Source organism: Arsenophonus nasoniae, from assembly GCF_004768525.1.
Lineage (GTDB): Bacteria > Pseudomonadota > Gammaproteobacteria > Enterobacterales > Enterobacteriaceae > Arsenophonus > Arsenophonus nasoniae.
Genome location: NZ_CP038613.1, coordinates 2,159,941 through 2,179,165 on the forward strand (window position 1 = coordinate 2,159,941; position 19,225 = coordinate 2,179,165).

Annotated in this window: 15 protein-coding genes and 1 pseudogene; 11 read left to right on the top strand and 5 right to left on the bottom strand. The window is 37.4% G+C overall.

Features of this window, described 5'->3' with window-relative positions:
• Positions 1-6: 6 nt before the first annotated feature.
• On the bottom strand, positions 7-924 hold the full coding sequence (gene dapA / locus ArsFIN_RS10900; protein WP_034249492.1) for a 4-hydroxy-tetrahydrodipicolinate synthase: 918 nt from the start codon (positions 922-924) through the stop codon (positions 7-9).
• Between the two features lie 615 nt (positions 925-1,539).
• Here dapA and bcp point away from each other — a divergent pair.
• Positions 1,540-2,010: a thioredoxin-dependent thiol peroxidase gene (gene bcp, locus ArsFIN_RS10905; RefSeq protein WP_026822581.1), complete on the top strand. Its 471-nt coding sequence runs from the start codon at positions 1,540-1,542 to the stop codon at positions 2,008-2,010.
• A 56-nt stretch (positions 2,011-2,066) separates the two neighbouring features.
• Here bcp and ArsFIN_RS10910 read toward each other — a convergent pair whose 3' ends face one another.
• Positions 2,067-3,131, bottom strand: coding sequence for an AI-2E family transporter (locus tag ArsFIN_RS10910; protein ID WP_026822582.1), 1,065 nt, complete (start codon positions 3,129-3,131; stop codon positions 2,067-2,069).
• Positions 3,132-3,267: 136 nt separating this feature from the next.
• On the opposite strand from ArsFIN_RS10910, the gene bepA reads away from it, so the two are divergent.
• Together bepA and arsC are read left to right on the top strand one after the other, a co-directional pair.
• A complete protein-coding gene (bepA, locus tag ArsFIN_RS10915; RefSeq protein WP_026822583.1) occupies positions 3,268-4,734 on the top strand; it encodes a beta-barrel assembly-enhancing protease in 1,467 nt (488 codons plus the stop codon).
• A gap of 12 nt (positions 4,735-4,746) precedes the next feature.
• Positions 4,747-5,106, top strand: coding sequence for an arsenate reductase (glutaredoxin) (arsC, locus tag ArsFIN_RS10920; protein WP_026822584.1), 360 nt, complete (start codon positions 4,747-4,749; stop codon positions 5,104-5,106).
• A 40-nt stretch (positions 5,107-5,146) separates the two neighbouring features.
• Here the strand turns inward: arsC and hda are convergent, their stop codons facing one another.
• Positions 5,147-5,869: a DnaA inactivator Hda gene (gene hda, locus ArsFIN_RS10925; protein ID WP_071846860.1), complete on the bottom strand. Its 723-nt coding sequence runs from the start codon at positions 5,867-5,869 to the stop codon at positions 5,147-5,149.
• A gap of 105 nt (positions 5,870-5,974) precedes the next feature.
• Entirely contained in the window at positions 5,975-7,270 is a 1,296-nt protein-coding gene (uraA, locus tag ArsFIN_RS10930) for a uracil permease (RefSeq protein ID WP_026822586.1), read from the bottom strand.
• Positions 7,271-7,835: 565 nt separating this feature from the next.
• On the opposite strand from uraA, the gene ArsFIN_RS10935 reads away from it, so the two are divergent.
• Positions 7,836-8,573: a hypothetical protein gene (locus tag ArsFIN_RS10935; protein WP_026822588.1), complete on the top strand. Its 738-nt coding sequence runs from the start codon at positions 7,836-7,838 to the stop codon at positions 8,571-8,573.
• 110 nt (positions 8,574-8,683) lie between these two features.
• Here ArsFIN_RS10935 and upp read toward each other — a convergent pair whose 3' ends face one another.
• The gene (gene upp / locus ArsFIN_RS10940) at positions 8,684-9,310 is read right to left on the bottom strand and encodes a uracil phosphoribosyltransferase (RefSeq protein WP_026822589.1); all 627 of its coding nucleotides are present in this window, start codon (positions 9,308-9,310) and stop codon (positions 8,684-8,686) included.
• A 231-nt stretch (positions 9,311-9,541) separates the two neighbouring features.
• Here upp and purM point away from each other — a divergent pair, with 231 nt between their 5' ends.
• The 7 genes and pseudogenes from purM to ArsFIN_RS10975 all read left to right on the top strand — a co-directional run bounded on the left by purM (position 9,542) and on the right by ArsFIN_RS10975 (position 19,200).
• The gene (gene purM, locus ArsFIN_RS10945; protein ID WP_026822590.1) at positions 9,542-10,585 is read left to right on the top strand and encodes a phosphoribosylformylglycinamidine cyclo-ligase; all 1,044 of its coding nucleotides are present in this window, start codon (positions 9,542-9,544) and stop codon (positions 10,583-10,585) included.
• On the top strand, positions 10,582-11,226 hold the full coding sequence (gene purN, locus ArsFIN_RS10950; protein WP_026822591.1) for a phosphoribosylglycinamide formyltransferase: 645 nt from the start codon (positions 10,582-10,584) through the stop codon (positions 11,224-11,226). Before purM ends, purN begins: the two co-directional genes overlap by 4 nt.
• Before the next feature lie 278 nt (positions 11,227-11,504).
• The gene (gene speG / locus ArsFIN_RS10955; RefSeq protein ID WP_026822592.1) at positions 11,505-12,089 is read left to right on the top strand and encodes a spermidine N1-acetyltransferase; all 585 of its coding nucleotides are present in this window, start codon (positions 11,505-11,507) and stop codon (positions 12,087-12,089) included.
• A 57-nt stretch (positions 12,090-12,146) separates the two neighbouring features.
• The gene (gene ppk1 / locus ArsFIN_RS10960; protein ID WP_026822593.1) at positions 12,147-14,216 is read left to right on the top strand and encodes a polyphosphate kinase 1; all 2,070 of its coding nucleotides are present in this window, start codon (positions 12,147-12,149) and stop codon (positions 14,214-14,216) included.
• Positions 14,217-14,220: 4 nt separating this feature from the next.
• On the top strand, positions 14,221-15,750 hold the full coding sequence (gene ppx / locus ArsFIN_RS10965) for an exopolyphosphatase (protein WP_026822594.1): 1,530 nt from the start codon (positions 14,221-14,223) through the stop codon (positions 15,748-15,750).
• A 379-nt stretch (positions 15,751-16,129) separates the two neighbouring features.
• Positions 16,130-17,401, top strand: a pseudogene (gene mgtE, locus ArsFIN_RS10970) (magnesium transporter); the annotation flags it as partial.
• Positions 17,402-17,892: 491 nt separating this feature from the next.
• Positions 17,893-19,200: an MFS transporter gene (locus ArsFIN_RS10975; protein WP_026822596.1), complete on the top strand. Its 1,308-nt coding sequence runs from the start codon at positions 17,893-17,895 to the stop codon at positions 19,198-19,200.
• The last annotated feature ends 25 nt before the right edge of the window (positions 19,201-19,225 follow it).

Genomic DNA, 19,225 nt, shown 5'->3' on the forward strand with positions numbered 1-19,225 from the left:
ATTTCCCTAAATTTTTTGTAAATCAGCGATCTTTAGCGCCCTTTGTACCGCTATCTGACCGGTCTGTGTTAATGGTGTCATCGGTAAGCGCAATGTATCAGAATTAATAAGTCCTAACTGATAACAAGCCCATTTAACTGGAATGGGATTAGGCTCAATAAATAATTGATGATGCAATTCACTTAGTCGATAATTTAACTTATGCGCTTCGGCATACTTTCCTGTTAATGCTAGCTTGCAAATTTCAGCCATTAATTTGGCGGCAATATTGGCTGTTACAGAAATTACCCCTTGCCCACCTAATTGTATAAAGTCTAACGCAGTTGCATCATCACCACTTAGCAAAATAAAATTATCATCATTAATTAATCTGCGGATGCGATTCACGCGACTTAAATCACCACTGGCTTCCTTAAGAGCAACAATATTACCTAACTTTGCTAATCTAGCAACTGTCTCAGGTAATAAATCACATCCGGTACGCGAAGGAACATTATATAAGATTTGCGGCAAATCTGTCTGTTCAGCAATGGCTTTAAAATGCTGAAAGAGTCCTTCTTGTGAGGGTTTATTATAGTAAGGTGTTACCGCCAAGCAAGCAACAATACCCGTTTTTTCCAAAGATTTAGTGACTGCAATCGCTTGTTGGGTGGCATTTGCGCCACTACCGGCAATAATCGGGATTCTACCATCAGCATACTCTAAGGTCATCAATACCACCTCCAAGTGCTCTCTATGCTCAAGAGTCGCTGATTCGCCAGTTGTGCCAACAGATACGATCGCGGTTGTACCATTATCCACATGATAATTAACTAGTTTTTTCAGACTAGGTTTATCTATTTGTCCTTTTATGTCCATTGGGGTAACAAGCGCAGCAAGACTTCCACGCAAAAAATTCCGATCTGCAATAGAATTATTAACCATAACCTTTTTCCTAAATGAGATATTAAAATTATGGTACTTTTTCAGTCTAAAGAAAAAAACCTTCTCATACACAATATTTAATGAAATTTATTAATAACTTCTCTATTTTAAGAAAAATAAATAATGATTTATCAGCCTACTTTCCGTTTATTTTTCTCGCCCTATTTATTATTTTATCAGCAAATAAATCTTTTAAAATTAAAAAATTAGTCAAAAAGTGCCTATTTTATTCCATTAAATATCATTTAATCACTCCTCAGTCTGTCAGCGTATTATATTGATATACTTGTTTTTTATCTTGGCATGAGCTTTTTTTTATGGTTACCATACAATATTCAAAGTTATTGTTTATGTCGCTAGGTATAATTAAACAATTTACTTGATTATTTATTAACCATAACTTCAAGCTGGCCGGACTAGTATTAAAAAAGATCAAGCCATAGACAAGTAGGATGAAAACTTGAAATTGCTATAAATGCCCAAAATTTTATTGATGCTAATGTATGAATTAGCAAAAATAGATTTAAACAATTGTGCACAAAATTAAATACCCAAGGTACAATTAGCATTATCAGCAAATCGCAATAACATATAGCATTAAATGGAGAGAATCTAATGAGCCCATTGAAAGCCGGTGATAAGGCCCCTCAATTTAGCCTGCCTGACCAAGATGGCGAAATAATCAATTTATCTGATTATCTTGGTCAAAGAGTTTTGATTTATTTTTATCCCAAAGCAATGACTCCCGGTTGCACAATACAAGCTTGTGGATTACGTGACGAATGGGATAAATTAAAACAAATGGGTGTCGAAGTCTTAGGCATCAGTACTGATAAACCAGAAAAGTTATCACGTTTCGCTGAAAAAGAGATGCTAGAATTTACATTACTATCGGATTACAAGCATGAGGTTGCGGAAAAATTCGGTGTATGGGGAGCAAAACAGTTTATGGGAAAAACGTTTGATGGTATTCATCGTATCAGTTTCCTAATTAATACCAAAGGCGAAATTGAACATGTTTTTGACAAATTCAAAACAGCGGATCATCACCAAATTGTAATGGATTATCTCACTACCCATCCGTGATTAAAATCGATTGTTAATTGCCTTTGCATGTTTTGCTGGCAATTAACAATTAAACACTATTTTTTAGTTACTAGATTATCTTCCGGCCAAACATGCATTACGGCTTTAATTAACGTTGCCAATGGAATGGCAAAAAATACGCCCCAAAAGCCCCAAAGCCCACCAAAGACCACGACAGATAAAATAATAACCAGTGGATGCAAATTAACTGCCTCAGAAAATAGTATGGGCACCAATAAGTTGCCGTCGAGCCCCTGAACAATTAAATAAGCGATGAGTAAAGTCCAAAAATCGGGTCCAATACCCCATTGAAAAAGCGCAACTAATACTACAGGGATAGTAACCACCACTGCGCCAATGTAGGGGATCAAAACAGAAATACCAACCAGTACTGACAGAAATAGCGAATAGCGCAAACCTAAAAAAGCAAATGCAATATATGTACAGATACCAACAATCATCATTTCAATAACTTTACCACGGATATAGTTAGTGATCTGTTGGTTCATCTCCTGCCAAACTTGTCCGACTAATAACCGATCACGAGGTAAAATACGTTGTAATCCACGTATCATTCTCGTTTTATCTTTCAACAGAAAAAATACCATTAGGGGTACTAAAACCAGATATATTGCTATGGTAATAATGCCAATAAGTGAGGCAACAGAGTACTTAACGACAGATTCACCTAACGTTGATAAACGATTGCGTAAATTATCCGCTATCATATCAATAATACCGGCATCGACCAAAGCGGGGTAACGTTCAGGCAAAGCCTTGGCATATTCATTAAAGCTATTCACCATTGAGGGTAAATCAAATAATAAATTCATTCCTTGCTGCCAAACAATGGGCACAATAATTAAAAAAACCATGGCGCTAATACCCATAAATATTGTCAGCACAATGGACGCCGCCGCCAGCCTTGATAAGCCTAACTTACCCAGTTTTTGGGTTGGCCATTCAAGTAAATAAGCCAACACGATAGCAACCAATAGAGGAGCTAAAATATCATGAAAAAAGAAAATGATACAAAAACCGATAATCAGGCTGATAAACAATGCAACGACCTGAGGATCTGAAAATCTTCGACGATACCATTGCAAAAACATCTCCAGCATATATTCACTCCTGAATGTGGTAAATTAGCCTTTTAATCCACGAAATTATACCAATTGACAGATTATCCAGTAAGGTTTGCTATCATAAAAAATGTCATTTAATAATATAATCAATCATAAGGGATACTTTCGGTTTATGAATACAAAATTTACTAAACCACTCATTACTCTTGTAATAACAATAATGTTAGCAGTTCCTATGAAACCTGTTTATACCGCTGTTGACGATAATCTGCCGGATATTGGTACTACAGCAGGTGGTACATTAACTATTGATCAAGAGATCATTATTGGTGACGCATTAACCCGCCAATTACGTGCTAGCACACCACTTATTTACGATCCCTTATTAAATCAATATATTAATCATCTCGGCATGCGCTTAGTAAAAAATGCCCACTCAGTAAAAACACCGTTCCATTTTTACATGATAAATAACCCTAATATCAATGCTTATGCTTATTTTGGTGGTAATGTCGTTCTCCATTCTGCCCTTTTTCGTTATAGCCAGAATGAAAGTCAACTAGCCTCAGTGATCGCGCATGAAATTTCTCATGTAACACAAAGACATCTTGCCCGTATGCTAGAGGATCGTGAACGAAATGCACCCTTGGCCTGGATAGGCGCTATTGGCTCAGCACTGTTAGTGATGGCTAATCCACAAGCAGGTATTGCAGCGCTAACGGGAACATTAGCCGGAGTGCAGCAAGGTATAATAAGCTTTACGCAATCTAACGAGCAAGAAGCTGATCGAATTGGCATACAAACTTTACGTCGAGCCGGATTCGATCCGCGCGCCATGTCTGACTTTATGCAAATTTTAGCCCATCAGAGCCGTTATATGTCAAAACCACCTGAAATGCTATTAACCCATCCATTACCCGATAGTCGTTTAGCTGATGCGCTAAATCGTTCAAATCAATACCCGAAAATTAATCTTCCTCCATCACTGGATTTTATGCTGGCTCGAGTGCGCATTCTTGCCATGTATACAGACGGGCAAAAAACCATTCTTGAACAAATTTTATCACAATATAGTCAGGGTGATGCTAAAGAAAGAATGGCGGCTGATTATGGTCATGCACTACAACTTAATAAAGATAAAAAATATCAGGCTGCGAGTAATATTATGAACTTACTTTTAGCTAAACAACCCACTAATTCCTGGTTTATTGATCTCATGACCGATATAGAGATTGGGTTAAATCAACCCCTAAAGGCGATTTCTCGTTTACAAAGTGCACTAACCAAAACTCCAAACGACCCAGTGTTACAAATCAATTTGGCTAATGCCTACCTTGCTAATAATCAGTATCAACAAGCTAGTCAATTGTTACGTAAATACACCTTTGATAATCCCAATGACTTAAATGGTTGGACTTTGCTGGCTGAAGTTTCAGCTAAACAAGCTAAGCGAAGTGAAGAGTTAGCTGCTTATGCTGAAGGTATGGCTTTACGTGGCAATTATAATACTGCCATTCAATATCTTACTGATGCCAGTCGGTTAACAAAAATTGGCAGTTATGATCAAGCCAGATATGATGCGCGCATTGATGCACTACGCCAGTTACAAATTCGTGATAAACAATTACAAAAACGCTAAGGAACTTATCCAATGACTCACCAAGTGACCATTTATCATAATCCTCGTTGTTCAAAAAGCCGACAAACCCTACAACTATTAGAGGATATGGGGGTTAAACCGCGCATCATTGAATATCTTAAAACACCACCAAGCACCAATAGCTTAAAAACCTTACTTTTACAATTAGGTTTCACTGAACCTCGTCAATTAATGAGGCGCAATGAAACAATTTATCAAACACTTAATTTATCTGACCACTCGTTATCAGACGATATGTTACTCCAAGCAATGCATGATAATCCGATATTGATAGAGCGACCGATTGTTGTTGTCAATGGTCATGCTCAGCTTGGTCGTCCACCAGAATTAGTCAAAAAGCTATTTAAATAGTTTTCTATCTTGAAGAGGTAAAACAAGTTTACCTCTTAAATCAAAGCTTAAGAATATCTTTAACAAAGGGAATAGTCAGTTTACGCTGAGCAACAATCGAAGCATGATCTAACTCATCTAACATAGTAAATAGTGTACGGGTTTTTCTATCCAAACGCTTTAATACAAAACGACTAACCTCTTCAGATAATTCAAAACCGCGTAATTTAGCGCGTAATTGTAGTGCCTGGATCTTATCTTCATCACTAAGTGGATGAAGTTTATAGATCTGCCCCCAATCGAGTCTGGATGCTAAATCAGGTAAAGTTAAATCAATCAACCTTGGCGGCTTATCCCCGGTGATCAATAAACAGCTTTTACCGTTTTCTAAGATACGATTATATAAATTAAAAAGTGCTATTTCCCACTCTTCATCATCGGCAATGCAATGAACATTATCAATGCAAACCAGCGCTAAATGCTCCATACCATCTAAAACATCAGGGACAAAATAGCTACGTTTATCCAGAGGAACATAACCAACCGCCTCGCCTTTTTGTGACAATTCAGTACATGCGGCATGCAATAAATGGCTTTTACCACTACCTTCTTGCTGAGACCAAAAATATATATAGCTACTATGGAATTGATTAATAGCAGATTTAATGGCCGCTAATAAAATACCATTTTCGCCAGTAATAAAACTGGCAAAGGTTTCATCATCGGGCGTAGATAAAGGTAATGAAAGCTGCGACGGCGTATTCAGAAGCACCTCTTTCTGTATAGATAAGAAAACACATACAGCTTAACACAAAAGTTGTAATTAGATGAACTTAAACAATATCATCCGATGAAACTAACAATCTCGTTATTATTCCAACAAAAATAGCTATTTTTTAATCGGGTCAATCGACTCAATCTTAGCGGTGATATAAGTTTTTTCTGGCCGAATAATATTAATTAGGCGAAAAATTAACGACATTATAATACCGATAATGGTAGCAAGTGCCATCCCTTTCAGTTCAGCCGCACCAATATGGATCGTCGCACCACTTACGCCAATAATTAGAATAACTGAAGTCAATATTAAATTTTGTGGTTTGTTGTAGTCTACACGAGAATCAATTAATACTCGAATACCTGATGCTGCGATAACCCCATAAAGTAATAAGGAAACGCCCCCCATCACTGGAACGGGAATAAGCTGAATTGCCGCCGCTAATTTACCAACACAGGAAAGCATGATAGCTAAGATTGCCGCGCCGCCAATTACCCAAGTACTATATACTTTAGTGATCGCCATCACACCAATATTTTCACCATAGGTGGTATTCGGTGTTGAACCAAAAAATCCTGAAATGGTGGTTGATAAACCATTGGCAAACATTGAACGATGTAAACCGGGATCTTTTAATAAATCTCGCCCAACAATATTGGCAGTTACAACCAAATGACCCACATGTTCCGCAATAACAACTAGCGCAGCAGGCAAAATAGTCAAAATAGCAAACCACTCAAATCGTGGAGAATAAAATGTGGGTAATGCAAACCATGGCGCGGTAATAACCGGAGTTAAATCAACTTTTCCCATTAAAAAGGCAAGTAAATAGCCGACAACCACTCCAATCAAAATAGGAATAATCGCTAAGAAACCGCGAAAAACCACCGAACATAAAATGGTCACAATCAACGTCACCACTGAAATAATTAAACTACTTGAATCAACCGGTATATCCGCTTTAGGTAAAAGTCCTGCCATACCAGCTGCCGTTTGCGCTAATTCCAGCCCAATAACAGCCACAATCGCACCCATTGCCGCAGGAGGAAAGATAATATTGATCCAATTTCTACCTACTATTTTTACAATGAGTGATACTAAGCAAAAAAGTAGTCCACAAACAATAAATCCACCCAATGCTAACTCATAACCAAGGGGTAATAACAATAAAACTGGCGAAATAAACGCAAAGCTTGAGCCCAGATAAGCAGGAATACGCCCCCGACAAATAACCAAATAGAGCAATGTACCAATACCATTAAACAATAAAACGGTTGCAGGATTGATGTTAAATAAAATAGGGACTAATACTGTCGCACCAAACATAGCAAACAGATGCTGAAAACTTAATGGAATCGTTTCTCTTAACGGCGGCCTTTCTGCTACGCCAATTACGCGGCGGGTCATGAACACTATCCTCTCAGTAACTCATTATTGATATATTATTACTCATCAAAAGTGATCAATAAAGTCCACTTGTTAATATTTTAATTTCATCACAGAAAATTGTATTAAATATTAAGTAAGCTCTGGTAATATAAAAACCATTTCTTTGGACTAATCACTAAGAAAAAGCAAATTTTATTGTCATATAAGATAGCCAGATTAACACTTCATTTTATGGATTTTAACTTATCACCTGAAGATATAAAAAGTATTATTCAGGTTAAATTTACCCTACTTTTTGATTGGTTAGAAAAAATAACACTAAGGTTGAAAATAGCAAATTATTGCATCGCCTTAATTAATATATTTTATTATTTATATCATAAGATAGATAATGAAAATGATTTTTTATCACGCTTTTATAAATTATATAGTGTATTAAATCTAAATAATAATATAACTAATTAAGTTATATTAGCTAATTTAGCAAAATAAAATTGTTAAGATTTATATTAATCTAATGGCTATAAAATTCATTTTAAACACTAATTAAACTAAATTAATTATTTTAATTAAAGGAATCTTTATGATAAATACAAATAAATTTAATAGTATCGATAATTCTATTGATATATCAAAATATAGTAGTGAAAATATTAGTCATTTATTAGGTTGTGCTGAAATATTTGGTCACGGAAAAGAAAAAGCCATCCAAGATGATAATCAATGGAATGAAAATAATGATAGAGACACAAATGCCAAAAAACTGGCCGCTTCACCGACAAATTTCGTTACCACAATAATAACTAATATCCGTGATCAATCAAAATGGGCGCCGACTAATTCATTAGATAATGCATCGCTTTATTTAAGGAACTACTTAGATTATCTCTATCAAATTAGAACCTGTAACTATATTTCAAATTTTAATAGCCGTTCAAGCAGCTTCAAAACGAATAATCCAGACCAATTAGCTGAACATATTATTGCCACGCATAAATTTATTGACAATGATGAACGTGCTAGCTTAACTAAAGAGTTAGCAGCCAATCTAGCAGATTTTGTAAAATTTAATGAAGAGGATCATAATTTTATTCAGTTTATTGAACCAGTAATAAAAGCAGACAAACAAGCTAAACTATTCTATTACAGTTTGTATTCTAATCCCGCTTCCGGCTATGATTTTAATTACATAGCACAAGAGTTTATTTTTGATCCCAATAAACTGACAATAGAAAATGCCAACATCGAACTAAATAAAAATTATGAAGGGCTAAAACGTTGGTTGGATAAAAATAGAGCGAAAAAAACGCCCCAAAATTAACTAATTAAATTTAAAATAATAATTTTCACGCTTAATAAGATTGGTATCGCAGCCAATCTTATTTATTTTCAATGACCATCAATAATAAAAAATAACTTAAACGATAAAAGTTACTTAGTACCAAATATCTTATCGCCCGCATCACCTAAACCCGGAACAATATAACCATGTTCATCCAAATGATCATCAATCGATGCGGTATAGAGTTCAACATCGGGGTGGGCTGCTTCTAGTGCTTTAATACCCTCGGGAGCGGCAACTAATACCAATATTTTGATAACCTGACAGCCTGCTTGTTTAAGTAAATCAATCGTAGCAATCATTGAACCACCGGTGGCCAACATCGGATCAACAACCAATGCCATGCGTTCATTAATATTTGAAGCCAGCTTTTGAAAATATGAAATAGGCTCCAATGTCTTTTCATCACGATAAACACCCACAACACTTATACGGGCACTAGGAATATTTTCCAATACCCCATCCATCATTCCCAATCCAGCACGTAAAATTGGCACAACGGTAATTTTTTTTCCTTTAATTTGCTCGATGTTTACCTGACCACACCAACCTTCGATTGCAATGGTCTCGGTTTCTAAGTTAGCTGTTGCTTCATAAGTTAAAAGACTGCCCACTTCTGAGGCCAATTCACGAAAACGTTTAGTACTAATATCTTTATCCCGCAATAAACCCAATTTATGTTTAACTAACGGGTGTTTTACCTCAACGATTTTCACGCTACTCTCCTTCAGTACAAACTATCTACAAATAAAAAATTAGCAAATTATAGCCCTTTTTCTGCCCTCTTCCACTGCTAGATTAAGGTTCCCCATATATAAAATTTATTTTACGCCCTTTTGCACTTTATTATCAAAACCAATAAAGAGTCTCGCAAACGTTTGCTTAGGCTGGTAGAATTATGCCGTTTCCATCTATTTTACTAAATGCAATCGCCTTGGGAGCTTGCTGTGACAGATAAAATTTCTCTCAGCTATAAAGATGCTGGTGTCAATATCGATGCAGGTAATACACTGGTCGAACGTATTAAAGGGGCAGTTAAAGAAACCCGCCGCCCAGAAGTAATGGGAGGATTAGGGGGATTTGGCGCACTATGTGCCTTACCACAAAAGTATCGTGAGCCAATATTAGTTTCCGGCACCGATGGTGTTGGAACCAAACTGCGATTAGCTATGGACTTAAAACGCCATGATACCATTGGCATTGATTTGGTTGCCATGTGTGTTAATGATTTGATTGTTCAAGGTGCGGAGCCCCTATTTTTTCTCGATTATTATGCAACTGGTAAACTAGATGTAGACACAGCGAGCAGTGTGATCAAAAGCATTGCCGCAGGCTGTAAACAATCAGGCTGTGCTCTGGTCGGTGGCGAAACAGCAGAGATGCCGGGTATGTATCATGGCGACGATTATGATATAGCCGGTTTTTGTGTTGGTGTGGTCGAAAAAACAAAAATTATTGATGGTAGCAAAGTTAAAGCTGGCGATGCCCTGATTGCTTTAGGTTCTAGTGGCCCCCATTCCAATGGCTATTCATTAATTAGAAAAATTCTACAGCTAAGCCAAGTAGATCCAACCACGACACAACTAGAAAATAAGTCACTGGCAGAAAGCTTGTTAGCCCCAACGCGCATTTATGTTAAAAATATTCTAGCGTTAATTGAAAAACTGGATATTCATGCCATTGCCCATATAACCGGTGGTGGTTTTGGGGAAAATATTCCACGGGTTTTACCAGCAAATACCCAAGCACAAATTGATGGTGCGAGCTGGCAATGGCCAGCCATATTTAGTTGGTTACAACAAACCGGTAATGTAACGACGCATGAAATGTACCGCACCTTTAATTGTGGCGTTGGCATGGTAATGGTAATAGCCGCAGAAGAAGTTTCTGACGCGTTACAACTGCTCAATCAACTAGGTGAAAACGCCTGGCTTATTGGTAAAATTGTCGCGAGCAAGGCGAATGAACCACAGGTGACGATCAGCAAATGAAAAATCTCGTGGTTTTAATTTCTGGCAACGGCAGCAATTTACAAGCCATTATTGATGCTTGCCAAAAACAAAATATTACCGCAAAAATTAGTGCAGTTTTCAGTGATAATCCGACGGCCTATGGTTTAGAACGGGCTAAACAAGCCTCGATCCCAACGGTTGTGATGCCAAAAGCGGATTACGTTGATAACCAGACTTATGATGCATCACTCATGACCGAGCTAGCACAATATCAGCCAGATCTGATTGTACTGGCGGGTTACATGCGCATTCTCACACCACGCTTTGTCAGCCATTATTTAGGTAAAATAATTAATATTCATCCTTCTCTATTGCCTAAGTATCCTGGATTAAATACCCACCGTAAAGCGCTGGCAAATGGTGATAAAGAGCATGGTACTTCTATTCATTTTGTCACTGAGAAATTGGATGCAGGCCCGATTATTTTACAAGCTAAAGTGCCTATTTTTGTTGAAGATCAGCCGCAAGACATTATTGCGCGCGTTCAAACACAAGAGCATCGTATTTATCCATTAGTCATTAATTGGTTTGTTGAAGGTCGATTAGTGATGGTTAATAATTCAGCTTTCTTAGATGGTTGTAAACTTCCTGAACAAGGTTACGCCAGTGATGAAGATTAACATTATCCCTCACTATGTGATGCCTATGGCATCACAACGTTGTATACTAATATAATCCATACTTAAACCAATTCTAATTGATTAATTTTGTAGTAATAATCAACCAATACTTAACGAATTAGTTATCGAAAGCTGAGTTTATTGCTAAAATATAGTTGCTCTTATTTATCACTCAGCTTGATTCTGCTATTTTTTTGCCTGATCAAAGTGACTAAAAATACAGAACATCCATAGTGACTATTTTATATGCTAAGTTTTACTTCCAATCGAGGTATCCAATGCCTACTGGCAAAAAAAACGAGTCGATTACACTACGACCGCTAGAACGTGAAGATCTCCCATTTGTCCATCAATTAGATAATAACGCCAGTGTTATGCGTTATTGGTTCGAAGAACCTTATGAAGCCTTTGTTGAATTAAGCGATTTGTATGATAAACATATTCATGATCAGTTAGAACGTCGGTTCATTATAGAAAATGAAGGCACTAAAATTGGTTTAATCGAATTAGTAGAAATAAATTACATTCATCGCCGAGCTGAAATTGGGATTATTATTGATCCGGCATTTCAAGGTAAAGGATACGCAGCAAAAGCCACTAACTTAGCAATGGATTATGCCTTTTCGGTCTTAAACCTCTATAAAGTTTACTTGATTGTCGATAAAGAAAATACCAAAGCGCTGCATATTTATAAAAAGTTGGGTTTTCATATTGAAGGCGATCTGGTGGATGAATTTTTTATTAATGGCAAATATCGTACCGTCATTCGCATGAGTATTTTTCAACATCAATACAGTGAAATGAAAAAAAAATCTCGCGTAGAGAGCAATAAAATACCTGAAAAATCATCAGTAATCAGATAAGCTGGTAAGTATCAATATCCCGTATTACTAAATAACAATATTGGTTATGGAGTAAAGATGTCTCAAGATCGACTCTATACTGAAAAAGAGATCAGTTGGCTATCATTCAATGAGCGAGTTTTGCAAGAAGCAGCAGATAAACGTAATCCGCTGATTGAACGCATGCGATTTTTGGGCATTTATTCCAATAACCTTGAGGAATTTTATAAAATTAGATTTGCCGATGTTAAGCGCCGAATATTAATTAATGAAGAACGAGGAACAGCATCCAGTTCACGCCAGCTACTTAAGAGAATTGAAAGTAAAGTTGCCAAGCTCGATCAAGAATTTGACTCCCTCTATAACGAGCTGTTACTTGAAATGGCGCATAATCAAATTTTTCTCATTAACGAACGGCAAATTTCACCAAACCAACAAATTTGGTTACGACAATTTTTTCGCCAACAACTTCGTCAACATATTACGCCTATTTTGATCACACCAGAAACGGATTTAGTTGAATTCCTAAAAGATGACTATACCTATTTAGCCGTTGAGATTATCCAAGGACAGCATATTCAATATGCCTTACTCGAAATTCCAGCCGGCAAACAGCCTCGATTTATTCACTTACCGCCTGAAATGCCGAAACGCAGGAAATCAATGATTTTGCTAGATAATATTTTGCGTTATTGTCTCGACGAAATATTTAAAGGCTTTTTTGATTACGACCAATTAAACGCCTACGCCATGAAAATGACGCGCGATGCGGAATATGATTTAACTACTGAGATGGAATCTAGCATGATAGAGTTGATGTCATCCAGTTTAAAACAGCGTCTTAATGCCGAACCAGTTCGTTTTGTTTATCAACGCAACATGCCCGATGAAATGGTAGCGCTGCTGAGAAAAAAACTCGGACTATCTAATGATGACTCAGTTATTGCCGGTGGCCGTTATCATAACTTTAAAGATTTCATTAAATTTCCAAATGAAGGTAATAAAAATTTACTTAATAAGCCACTGCCACGCTTACGTCATCGTCGTTTTGATAACTTTCGTAATGGATTTGATGCCATTAGAGAAAAAGATATTCTCCTCTACTACCCTTATTACACTTTTGAACATACGATAGAATTATTACGCCAAGCCTCTTTTGATCCCAATGTATTAACAATTAAAATCAATATTTATCGTGTAGCTAAGGATTCGCGCATCATTGAGTCGATGATTAATGCGGCTCACAACGGCAAAAAAGTCACCGTGGTGGTTGAACTACAAGCTAGATTTGATGAAGAGGCCAATATCCATTGGGCTAAGCATCTTACTGAAGCCGGAGTACATGTTATTTTCTCTGCGCCTGGCCTGAAAATCCACGCTAAACTTTTTATTATTTCTCGCCTCGAACAAGGAGAAATTATTCGTTATGCCCACATTGGCACCGGCAATTTTAACGAAAAAACGGCACGCCTTTATACCGATTATTCCTTATTAACGGCAAATCAACAAATTACCAATGAAGTAAGACGGGTATTTAATTTTATTGAAAATCCTTACCGACCCGTCAGTTTTGAAAATCTCATGGTTTCACCGCAAAATTCACGCACTCGGCTGACGCAATTGATCGATCGGGAAATTGCCAACGCTCAGGCAGGAAAAGCAGCCGCTATCTTGCTAAAAATTAATAACTTAGACGATAAAGAGTTAATTAATCGTCTTTATGATGCCTCCAATGCTGGGGTAAAAATTCGTCTGCTTATCCGCGGCATGTGTTCACTGGTTCCAGGCCAAGCTAATTTTAGTGAAAATATTCAAGTTACTAGCATTGTCGACCGCTTTCTTGAGCATGATAGAGTTTATGTATTTAGTAACAATGGCAACGAAGAAGTCTTTATCTCATCGGCTGATTGGATGACGCGCAATATCGATTTTCGGATTGAAGTAGCGGTTAAATTGGTTGATCAACAACTGAAACAACGCGTGCTCGACATTCTTGAATTACAATTTAACGATACAGTTAAAGCTCGTTATATCGATAAAGAGTTAACTAATCGTTACGTACCACGCGGTAATAAACGCAAAATCCAAGCCCAACTTGCTGTCTACGATTATTTAAAATCACTAGAACATCCAGAGACAAGAGCTTAACACTATGCCATTAACAAAACCTTCAGCATCGAGGCCGATGGAAATTGCTGCCATTGATCTAGGCTCTAATAGCTTTCATATGATTGTCGCGCGAATTGTTAATGGCGCTCTACAAATTTTAACCCGCATAAAAAAACGCGTTCATCTGGCTGATGGCTTAGATGAGCATAACCAATTAAACGAAGAGTCAATTCAGCGTGCCTTAACCTGCTTAGCGCTTTTTGCTGAACGTTTACAAGGTTTTAGCGCAGATAATGTCTGTATTGTTGGCACGCATGCCTTACGAGAAGCAATTAACGTCAAAGCGTTTTTACAACGCGCTAAAGCCATTATACCCTACCCGATCGAAATTATTTCAGGCCAAGAAGAAGCGCGACTCATTTTTATGGGTGTCGAACATACCCAGCCAGAGAAAGGGCGGAAGTTGGTGATTGATGTTGGCGGTGGATCAACGGAACTTATTATTGGTGAAGATTTTAAGCCTTTACTAATGGAAAGCCGTAAAATGGGATGCATCAGTTATGGCCGCCAATTTTTTGCCAATAATATCATTAATGAAACTAATTTTGCGCGCGCCTATTTTGCAAGCCGGCAAAAACTAGAAAATCTGGCTTGCCAATATCAAATGAAAGGTTGGGACTGTGCTTTTGGTGCTTCAGGAACCATCAAAGCAATCCATGAAGTCCTTTGCCAGTTGGGTGACTCAGATGGCATCATCACCCCTGAGCGCTTAACTAAACTAAAAAAATTAGTTCTAAAGTATAAAAATTTTAAATCTCTCGATCTACCTGGATTATCAGCAGAGCGTGCGCACGTTTTTGTGCCAGGGTTGGCCATTTTATGTGGAATATTTGATTCCCTGCAGATCAAACAATTATCTTTATCTGACGGCGCGTTACGTGAAGGCGTTCTATATGAAATGGAAGGACGTTTTCGTCATCAGGACATCCGCCAACGCACCGCATTAAGTTTAGCTGAACACTATAATATTGACCGTGAACAAACCCAGCGAGTGTCAAAAACCATCGAAATTCTTTATCAACAATGGGCTAAACAAAATCCCAAGTTGGCTAATCCACAATTAAAAGTGCTACTTATCTGGGCCGCTATGCTGCACGAGGTCGGATTAAATATAAATCATAATGGTTTACACCGGCATTCTGCCTACATTTTACACAATACTAATCTGCCTGGATTTAACCAAGAGCAACAATTATTATTGGCAACTTTGGTGAGATATCATAAAAAAAGCATCAAGTCTGAAGATATTCCAAAGTTTAATCTGTTTAAGAAAAAACAATTTTTACCCATGATCCAACTCTTACGCTTGGCTACGCTGCTTAATAATCAACGTCAATCAACCACAACGCCAAATTCACTGCGTTTAAAAACTGATCAAAGTCATTGGAGGCTGACCTTTCCTGCTCACTATTTACAGCAAAATGCATTAATGCTGCTAGATTTAGAAAAAGAACAAAAATACTGGCAAGAGGTACCTGGTTGGAAATTAAAAATTAAAGAGGAATCTGCTTGATATTTTGGTATTATAAAAAATAAAATTTACCAAATATAAATCTAATTTAACTGCTTAATTTCTATCTGATAACTTATCTATCCTGCTGCTGATAGTAGTTGTTTAAATAATGTGTGCATTTAATCAAAAGTCTTATAAATGATAATACCTGATAATAGGTTACGACTATTATTATTTAAGGATAACCATGTCTCAACCAGCCTTTTCATCAAATATTACCTCACTTATTAATCCGCATTCCCAAAAGCTGGCCCAAATTAGGCAAGATATTTTAACGCTTTTTATGGAAAATGAAGAGACAATTAAAATATTAGCCACGCAACATAACAAACAGCAAAGCTCATCAATCGTAAAACATGATCAAAAAATCATCCAATTTAAATCACTGTTGAATGCCTTACATGCAGCAGATATTGCTGATCTATTAGAAATGTTACCTTATGATGAACGCTCATCGTTATGGTATTTAATTGATAATAATATACGCGGCCAGGTATTAGTTGAGGCTTCAACCTCAGTCTGGGAAAGTTTACTAAAAAACATGTCGGATAGAGAATTGCTACGTGCTGTTGCTAATCTACATGTTGATGAACAAGCCTATATCGCCGAACATTTGCCTCGCGATACAATGCGTCGGTTATTAACTTATCTTGATCCCAGTCTACGTAATCAGATCCGAGAAGTTTTGCAATATCCAAAAGATAGCGTTGGCCAAATGATGGATTTTGAATTTATTACCGTTAGACCTAACGTTAGCCTGAAAACTGTTCAACGCTATCTCCGGCAACGAGGCAATATTCCTGAAGCAACCGATAAAATTTTTATTGTTGATATGCAAAATCGCTTACAAGGGGAATTACCCTTAACAACAATTTTAACCGCATTACCAACAAAAACCGTGGCTGATGTGATGAAAACCGCCACAGTAAGCTTCTTACCCGACGAAAAAGCGGAAGATGCCGCGAGTGCTTTTGAACGATACGACTTGATCTCTGCTGCTGTGGTTGATAATAATGGGTTATTAATGGGACGGTTAACCGTTGAAGATATAGTTGATAATCTTAATGAAGAGAGTGATAGTAATATTCGGCGAATGGGGGGATTAAGTCCAGCAGAAGATGTTTTTGCGCCCGTTGGGCAAGCGGTAAAAACTCGCTGGACGTGGCTTGCCATTAACCTATGCACCGCTTTTATCGCCTCTCGAGTAATTGGCGTTTTTGAAAATACCATTTCACAACTGGTCGCACTGGCAACATTAATGCCGATTGTAGCCGGCATTGGTGGCAATACTGGCAATCAAACTATTACCATGATTGTGCGGGCGATTGCCTTACATCAGATCCAGACTGGTAATTTCTCATTTCTCTTACTGAGAGAGCTAGGGGTGGCCTTAATTAATGGCATTGTCTGGGGCGGAATAATGGGCATCGTCACCTATTTACTTTATGGTAACCTAGAGATGGGTGCAGTGATGACGTTAGCCATGATACTGAACTTAATGATGGCCGCATTAATGGGTGTTATTATCCCATTAATTATGGTAAAACTGAATCGAGATCCGGCCATTGGCTCAAGTGTGATGATAACCGCAATAACTGATACCGGCGGCTTCTTTATTTTCTTAGGCTTAGCAACTCTTTTTCTAATTTGAAACGCTAGCGCTAATCTATTACTGTAATATTAGAATAGCGCCTTGCAACCTAACTTACTTAAACATCTTTTTTATTTAAATTAGTAAGCAAATTTTTCTCTATGTATGAATTCAAATATAACAATTTAATCTATTTATATTACTAAAATAAAATGCATTCTTATTTAAATTCCATCCTTGATTTTGCTAGTTATCCATTTAATTAAAAACTAATAACCTAATATTTAGCCCATTTAAAGCTCGTTCAAAGTAAGATATTATAAAATCCGCTATTGATGTTTATATAGACAACCGCGATAAATAGAAGATTATGATTATAACTTCCAGATGATAAACGGATAACGATTTCAGTTAAATGAAATATCATTATTACTTTAATCTTTTATGATTGAAAAATAAAAAACAATCAACAAATTGCACCAATTGTTAGAATAATTTATCCCGCATACTCATACACTATTTTCCAATTAATAAAATAAAAAGGATAAAACATGCCATCGCTAACCAACATGCAAAGCCAGCCTGTTGCCAGGCCATTAAATCAACAAGATTATAAAACACTGGGTCTATCTTCGTTAGGTGGCACACTTGAGTTTTATGACTTTGTTATTTTTGTCTTTTACGCCAAGATCATCTCGCAACTTTTTTTTCCGAGTGGCAATCAATTTCTCGCGCTGATGGCAACGCTTGGGTTATTTGCCGCCGGTTATTTGGCTCGTCCGTTAGGTGGCATTATTATGGCGCATTATGGCGATAAAATCGGTCGTAAACGCATGTTCAGCCTGAGTATATTTATGATGGCACTGCCTACTTTAGTCATCGGATCCCTACCCACTTATGCAACAATTGGTAGTGCCGCTCCATTGCTATTACTATTAATGCGTATTATGCAGGGGGCAGCAATTGGTGGGGAAATGCCCGGCGCCTGGGTATTTATCGCTGAACACACACCAAAACAGCGTTATGGTTTAGGTATTGGCATACTGACTTCGGGTATTACCGGCGGTATTTTACTTGGCTCTATGATTGCCATTAGCATTGAATATCACTTTAGCGAACAACAAATTATTGACTTTGCCTGGCGTATCCCATTTATTCTCGGTGGTTTATTTGGCTTAATTTCTGTCTATCTGCGCCGTTTTTTACAGGAAACTCCGATATTCAAAGAGTTAGCGGCACAAAAAGCGCTTAGTAATGAGTTACCGATCAAGACGGTTTTAACTTCACATAAGCAGGCCTGTTTGATCACCGCTGGGTTAACCTGGTCTTTATCTACCGCTATTATCGTGATCATTTTAATGACGCCTGACGTTATTTTACGCGGCATCTACCATATTGATCGGAATAGCGCCTTGCAAGCTAATTGCATTGCGGTATTAATGTTAACCGTTGGCTGTATTTTTTGGGGTTACTTAAGTGATAAAATTGGTTCACGTATCACGATGCTCATTGCCTACAGCGGGCTTATCATTTCAACTAGCTATTTTTATTATATATTATCACCCACCCTCTCATTTTTAGCGTTAAGTAGTTATTATGGTATTATGGGACTGTTTGTCGGCGCAGTGGTTCTAACACCGATTGTGGCTACCAGAGCCTTTCCACCCGCAATCCGCTATTCCGGCCTGTCTTTTGCTTATAATATCGCCTATGCGATTTTTGGTGGCTTAACGCCAATTATTACTGGTTTCTGGCTACAACAGTCTCAGCTGGCGCCCGCTTATTATGTCAGTGCCGTAGCAGTATTAGCTATTTTGATTGGCTTTTTACCCTTGGCTTATAAAGGATGGTCAAATTAGCAACTAGACAAATCCAACTCTGATA

Coding starts and splice junctions, on each gene's coding strand:
- uraA (WP_026822586.1), bottom strand. CDS start 7,270: ATGACCCGCCGCGTAATTGGCGTAGCAGAAAGGCCGCCGTTAAGAGAA.
- ppx (WP_026822594.1), top strand. CDS start 14,221: ATGCCATTAACAAAACCTTCAGCATCGAGGCCGATGGAAATTGCTGCC.
- bepA (WP_026822583.1), top strand. CDS start 3,268: ATGAATACAAAATTTACTAAACCACTCATTACTCTTGTAATAACAATA.
- ArsFIN_RS10910 (WP_026822582.1), bottom strand. CDS start 3,131: ATGCTGGAGATGTTTTTGCAATGGTATCGTCGAAGATTTTCAGATCCT.
- ppk1 (WP_026822593.1), top strand. CDS start 12,147: ATGTCTCAAGATCGACTCTATACTGAAAAAGAGATCAGTTGGCTATCA.
- dapA (WP_034249492.1), bottom strand. CDS start 924: ATGGTTAATAATTCTATTGCAGATCGGAATTTTTTGCGTGGAAGTCTT.
- speG (WP_026822592.1), top strand. CDS start 11,505: ATGCCTACTGGCAAAAAAAACGAGTCGATTACACTACGACCGCTAGAA.
- bcp (WP_026822581.1), top strand. CDS start 1,540: ATGAGCCCATTGAAAGCCGGTGATAAGGCCCCTCAATTTAGCCTGCCT.
- ArsFIN_RS10935 (WP_026822588.1), top strand. CDS start 7,836: ATGATAAATACAAATAAATTTAATAGTATCGATAATTCTATTGATATA.
- ArsFIN_RS10975 (WP_026822596.1), top strand. CDS start 17,893: ATGCCATCGCTAACCAACATGCAAAGCCAGCCTGTTGCCAGGCCATTA.
- arsC (WP_026822584.1), top strand. CDS start 4,747: ATGACTCACCAAGTGACCATTTATCATAATCCTCGTTGTTCAAAAAGC.
- purN (WP_026822591.1), top strand. CDS start 10,582: ATGAAAAATCTCGTGGTTTTAATTTCTGGCAACGGCAGCAATTTACAA.